This window comes from Iningainema tapete BLCC-T55, from assembly GCF_014698965.1.
Classification (GTDB): Bacteria; Cyanobacteriota; Cyanobacteriia; order Cyanobacteriales; family Nostocaceae; genus Iningainema; species Iningainema tapete.
In genome coordinates, this window is the sequence record NZ_JACXAE010000002.1 from 1 (window position 1) to 5,974 (window position 5,974).

The 5,974-nt window shown below is 42.5% G+C and carries 4 protein-coding genes and 1 pseudogene; 4 read left to right on the forward strand and 1 reads right to left on the reverse strand.

The window, feature by feature from the left end; all coding sequences use genetic code 11:
- Positions 1 to 75 precede the first annotated feature (75 nt).
- The 4 genes from ICL16_RS00165 to ICL16_RS00180 all read left to right on the forward strand — a co-directional run bounded on the left by ICL16_RS00165 (position 76) and on the right by ICL16_RS00180 (position 5,533).
- Positions 76 to 354, forward strand: coding sequence for a helix-turn-helix transcriptional regulator (locus tag ICL16_RS00165; protein WP_337906872.1), 279 nt, complete (start codon positions 76 to 78; stop codon positions 352 to 354).
- Positions 355 to 443: 89 nt separating this feature from the next.
- Positions 444 to 1,235, forward strand: a complete 792-nt coding sequence (locus ICL16_RS00170; RefSeq protein WP_190824882.1) for a dienelactone hydrolase family protein — start codon at positions 444 to 446, stop codon at positions 1,233 to 1,235.
- 399 nt (positions 1,236 to 1,634) lie between these two features.
- Positions 1,635 to 2,537 carry a manganese catalase family protein gene (locus ICL16_RS00175; protein WP_190824883.1) on the forward strand — a complete coding sequence of 301 codons (903 nt, stop codon included), beginning with the start codon at positions 1,635 to 1,637 and terminating at the stop codon, positions 2,535 to 2,537.
- 659 nt (positions 2,538 to 3,196) lie between these two features.
- Positions 3,197 to 5,533: an alkaline phosphatase gene (locus ICL16_RS00180; protein WP_238360516.1), complete on the forward strand. Its 2,337-nt coding sequence runs from the start codon at positions 3,197 to 3,199 to the stop codon at positions 5,531 to 5,533.
- A gap of 84 nt (positions 5,534 to 5,617) precedes the next feature.
- Here the strand turns inward: ICL16_RS00180 and ICL16_RS00185 are convergent.
- Positions 5,618 to 5,905, reverse strand: a pseudogene (locus ICL16_RS00185) (hypothetical protein); the annotation flags it as partial.
- Between the last annotated feature and the right edge of the window lie 69 nt (positions 5,906 to 5,974).

Below are 5,974 nucleotides of genomic sequence, written 5' to 3' on the forward strand. Positions count from 1 at the left end.
TGAATTCTCAAGCGTGGCATAGTTGATGGTCTTCTTTTATCTTCCATCAAATGATACTATCTTTAGCAACTTCGTATTAACTCACATCTCCATCGCAACTTAAAGTTAATTGAGCTAGCTGCAATTGCTCAGATGAGTCCGTATTACTTTTTACGTTTGTTCAAGCAAAGTATGGGAATAACCCCCCATCAGTACATTTTGCAGCGTCGGATTGAGAAAGCAAAGTTTTTATTGCAGCATGGCGAAAGTATTGCTGAGATTGCTATCAAAGTTGGTTTTTGCGACCAAAGTCACTTAACTCAATATTTTAAACGCATTGTTGGCGTTACGCCGAAAAAATTCTTGCAAGACTAATCGCAAGAATTTAATAATAGAGCGCAACTTTTTTCTAGAAGCCCAAATAGCAAATTTTTTAAACTATTAATTGAAAGGGTACTGGAAAAATGCAAATGACAATCGAAATTAGTACGACCTACGTCAAAGTATTTAATAACGACTTAGAAATCGATGCTTATTTAGCGCAGCCAGTCAGTCAGGGAAACTTTGGTGCAGTTATTGTTTTTCAGGAAATTTTTGGAGTTAACAGTAATATTCGGGATATTACTGAACTAATAGCGCAACAAGGATACGTGGCGATCGCACCTGCAATGTACCAACGTATTGCTCCCGGTTTTGAACGTGGGTTTAGCGAAAAAGATCTTGGTTATAGTCCAGAAGCCTATCAACTAGGGTTGCAATACTATCAACAAGTGAAATATCAAGAAATATTTAGCGATATTCAAGCTACCATTGCCTATCTCAAAACTTTACCCAATGTTGATAGCGATCGCATCGGCACCATTGGTTTTTGTTTTGGTGGTCATGTTGCTTATATGGCGGCAACTTTACCTGATATCAAAGCAACTGCTTCATTCTACGGTGGGGGAATTACAACTTCTAGTTATGGAGAAGAGACTCCAACCATTGATCGCACGTCTGAAATTAAAGGTACTATTTATACATTCTTTGGCACGAGGGATGCAATAGTTTCCCAAGAGGAAAACCAAAAAATCGAGGCTGAATTAAAAAAACATCAAATCAATCATCGTGTGTTTCGATACGACGCGGTACACGGGTTTTTCGCCGGATTTTTTATAGACAAGTACCCGTTTTTCGCACATCACCCAAGTCTTAATAGAGAAGCTGCTGCTGATGCTTGGCAACAAGTTCTCGAACTTTTTCAAAATAACTTGTAGGTATAGATATAGCATAAGTTTACACTCCATTGGACTACATATTCTGTTAGTCCTCTTCAAGAGGACTTTAGCTATCAGCCAGGGACTAGAAGTCCCTGGCGGAATTTTTCACAATGACTCTACCGCTGGTTTTAATCTGATGGGATGAAGGCAGAGCCTTCAGGACTGTATAGCATAACACAGAAGATCTATTTTTATCTCAAAATTTGCCTTTTTTCCTTCTACCCTGTGTCTTTCTTCAGTAAGTACAAATACATAATTATTAGTAGGATTTTTATCTGACTATAGGATGATGAAGAAAAAAGGTCAGATCGATTTCCTAGAAAGGAGAGGGTGAAACAAATATCAGATGGAGCCTGAATTTGTGTCCACCCCAGATGCAATCTATGAGGAATAATAATGTTTTACCACACAAAGAAGCTACAGTACTTCAAACCGCCAGAAAAACCAGACCCAATCTACGCGAAGAAAATTCAAGAACTCATTGGTGGAACCTTTGGGGAAATGACTGTAATGATGCAGTACTTGTTCCAGGGCTGGAATTGCCGTGGACCTGCTAAATACCGCGATATGTTGCTTGACATTGGGACAGAGGAAATCGGTCATATCGAAATGCTAGCCACGATGATTGCCCATCTGCTGGAGAAAGCGCCACTCAAAATGCAAGAAGAAGGCGCACTTGACCAAGTTGTGGGTGCAGTGATGGGTGGTACTAATCCCCGTGATGTAATTATGGCTGCAGCTATGAACCCCCAACACGCGATCGTATCTGGCTTGGGTGCATTGCCAGCCGATAGCGTTGGTTTCCCTTGGAATGGTCGCTTTATTGTCGCCAGTGGCAACCTAATGGCAGATTTCCGGTCTAACCTCCACGCCGAGTCTCAAGGACGCTTGCAAGCAGTGCGGATGTATGAGATGTCTGATGACCCAGGAGTGAAAGATACTCTCTCATTCATGATCGCCCGTGACACCATGCACCAAAACCAGTGGTTAGCAGCGATTGAGGAACTTAAAGCTGATGGACTGGAAGATACACCAGTTCCTAGTTCCTTCCCACTGGACTTGGAGAAGCGGGAGTATGCTTATCAGTTCTGGAACAACTCTGAAGGTACCGAAAGTGCTGAAGGTCGTTGGGCAAAAGGACCTTCTATCGACGGTAAAGGCGAATTTGAGTATGTAGAAAATCCCAAGCCCCTCGGACCAGAACCAGTACCACCTCAGCCTGATCCACGTTTACACGGCACAGCCAAAGACAAAAGTCTACAAGGTGAGTCCGGTTCTAGCAAGAAAATCATAGGTTAAGTCTTAACCTCCTACCAGTGATTTGGCTTATCTCCTATGTAACACCATATTGACTGGCAAGTGATTTTAAATACTTGCCAGTTAAACAATTAAGAAACGGTTTCTCAATGAAAAATTGGTGTTTTCGGAAGTGTTAGGGATCATTTGGGAGTTACTTAAAAACTCATAAAAGGCTTGTAGAGTTAATTAATTCATGGTTAATAATATTTATTAAAAATCGATAATACTAATAAACTATATTTCTTAAAAAATACCTTTAAAAAAGTTTTTCGTGTTCGAGTTTTTGTCTTATAAAAGGTAAGATAGGACTCCTATTTGAAATGTGAAATACACGTAGGGTGTGTTAGGACGAAGTCCGTAACGCAAGCTTAAGCTAAGATATAGCGTTTCTTAATTGAATGCACTACTTAAGTCAGCCTATTTTTAATAATGAAAATCAATATCAGTTTAAGATTATTGCTAGCAATAATGATAAGATTTATCACAATAAAACCAAAAAAAATTAATTTTAATCAAACGATTTCTCATTCTTAACCTATGTATGAAAAACTAGCGAGGAAAAGTGCAAAAAGCTAATTTTTAGGTTTTGTGCTATCGATTATTACTACAGAATGACTGTAGTTAATTTATCTCTCACAATTTAGGATTGGTTATTAATCATGGCAAAGAACGTCATTATTATGATTGGCGACGGTATGGGCTGGGAAATGGCGCGTGCTGCTGCTATCTATAAACAGATTCAAGAGGGTAAAACAGGTGCTAATACCCTGAGTGATTTCTACACTTCAGGTAAGGGATCTGGACTAAGTTTTCAAAACTTGACTGGCTACACACTAGCAACGACATATGGCACCACCATTGCTGGTAGTAATGGAGTCTACAGTACAGGTAACTCTGCTCTAGATAACTCTGATCCAGCAACAGGAGGGAGTCCTGTTCTCCCAGGCTTTAATTTCAACCCAGCTTTTAACTCAGGTTCTACGCCAACTGGTGGAGCAACTGTTAGTGGTGGTGCAGTTGGTAACTTAGTTGGTTACGATCCAGAACGAGGCGGAATCTACCCTTGGACTCCTGGTAATGATCCAGAGTACATCAAATACAGCTATCCAGACTCTGCTAACACTGCTACCACCTTGTACACCGGGGTGAAGAGCTATAACAATGCTATTGGTGTAGATATTTTCGAGCAACCCCTCGAAACAATTTTAGTCACGGCTAATCTGTTAGGTAAATCTACTGGTCTGGTGACGTCAGTACCAATTGACCACGCCACTCCTGGTGCCGCCGCCGCCGCCGTTAACCGCCGCGCTAAGTATGATGATGAGTACCCTAATCTGGACAACATTCTTCAGCAAGAGTTGCGGATTTACCAGCCAACAGTGTTGCTAGGTGGGGGACATCCAGTCTCTAACCCCAGAGATCCCTTACCAGATGGTGTGGAGCCACCGAGAACAGAAGATTTCATTACAGAAGAGACATACAATTATCTCACACAGAACCCTAATAGTAACGTATACGGTTACACCTTCCTAGAGCGCGGACCAGACGCAGCGGCAAGGTTAGCTGAAACTGCAGCTGGTATTGACCCCAATAATGGCGATCGCCTACTCGGTTTGTACGGCGCTCGTGGTCAAAACGGTAACTTACCCGTCAGTTCTGCCAATGGTGACTACAGCACAACTGGACTGGATAACTTTAGCGTGTTCACTACCCAAGGACAAAGACCTGATACTGTACGTCCCCTACTGGCTGGAGAAACAGACGAATCATTCATTGCCAGAGAAATTAACGAAAACCCAACGCTCAAAGACCTGACTACAGCGGCATTGAATGTTTTAAGTAAAGACAAAGATGGCTTCTGGTTGATGGTTGAAGGAGGGGACATTGACTGGTCGGCACACGACAACAACATGGACAATTTGATTGGAACCATGTTGGACTTCGACAGATCAGTCACATCAGTAATCAACTGGATTGAAAACAACGGTGGTTGGGAAGACAACTTGCTGATCGTCACAGCTGACCACGACCACTATTTAACATTAAATCCTAATTTTCCCTCTCAGTTACAAAATCTTGGTGGTCAAGCACTAACAGATTTGGATACACCAGCAGAAGTAGGACACTTCTGGGGTTCTGACCCAGATGTCAAGTACGGCTGGGGAAATCATACTAATCGTCCTGTACCAGTTTACTACCAAGGTGCTGATGCCGAAGTACTAAACGGATTTATCGGACAGGGCTATGAAAGTTACGGTTTCCAAATTCCTGGTGTCGCCGATACTTTAGATCAGAGCCACATCTATAGAACCATGTTAGCTGCGGTTACGGGTTCTGCAGAAAAGCCTTTGCAACAAGGACCACAAACTTTCTTTGGCGATGCCAACGATGATATAGTTTATACCGGACTCGACAGTGACACAATTTACGCAGGTGAAGGCAACAATTACATTTACGCCAATAACGGCGACAATTTAATCTTTGCTGGTTCTGGTGATGACCTTGTCTATACTGGCATTGGCAACGACCAAATCGTCGTCAATAATGGTGATAACACAGTCTTTGCAGGTGCTGGAAATGACACAAGTTACGCAGGCACAGGCGACGATCAAATTTACGCGGGTGCTGGTGATGACATAGTTTACGCAGGTGAAGGCAATAATATCATCAACGCAGGTCCCGGTAACGATCAAGTCTTCGCAGGTAATGGCAACAATATAATTTCTGCGGGTACAGGTAACGATACTGTCTTCGTTGGCACTGGTGTCAACCGCTTTATTCTGGACGCTGGAGTTGGTTCAGTCACCATTTATGGCTTTACAGCCGATGACACAATCAGTCGCGGTATTGGTTTAACCGCCCCCAACGCGACTACTCCTGCTCCTGAGTTAAGCTTCAACATTAGCGGGAACGACACTCTAATTAGCCTTGGCAACGACGTGCTGGCAACTTTGAAGTCCGTGCAACTAAGCACTGTGGTGATCGCGAGCGTCTAAGCAAATCCCTGTAGAGACGTTGCATGCAAAGTCTCTACATCAATGGGAATTTTGAAATTCATATCTTGATTCAGCAACGCCGAATTATTTTGCTATTGTTGTGGGATGGGCAACATGAGCGTCCTTCTTATTTCTAAATAATCTCATTCCATTAGCAGTAACTAGCAGAGAACTTCCTGTGTCTGCTAAAATGGCAACGGCTAACCCAACAAAGCCAAACGTCCCCAATAGTAGAAACAACCCTTTTGTTACCAGAGAAAATACTACATTTTGTTGAATTACAGACACAGTGCGACGGCTGAGTTCTACTGCATAGGCAAGCCTTCTCAAGTCGTCACCAACTAGCACTACATCTGCTGTCTCCAACCCACATTCCGCACCCTTAACTGGCACATAGGAGAACGCATCGCCATTTTAGTACATAAGAACTAAAAAAGAAGT

What these genes read in the sequence shown, in the direction of transcription:
- ICL16_RS00175 (WP_190824883.1), top strand. Translation starts at nt 1,635, where the DNA reads ATGTTTTACCACACAAAGAAGCTACAGTACTTCAAACCGCCAGAAAAA.
- ICL16_RS00170 (WP_190824882.1), top strand. Translation starts at nt 444, where the DNA reads ATGCAAATGACAATCGAAATTAGTACGACCTACGTCAAAGTATTTAAT.
- ICL16_RS00180 (WP_238360516.1), top strand. Translation starts at nt 3,197, where the DNA reads ATGGCAAAGAACGTCATTATTATGATTGGCGACGGTATGGGCTGGGAA.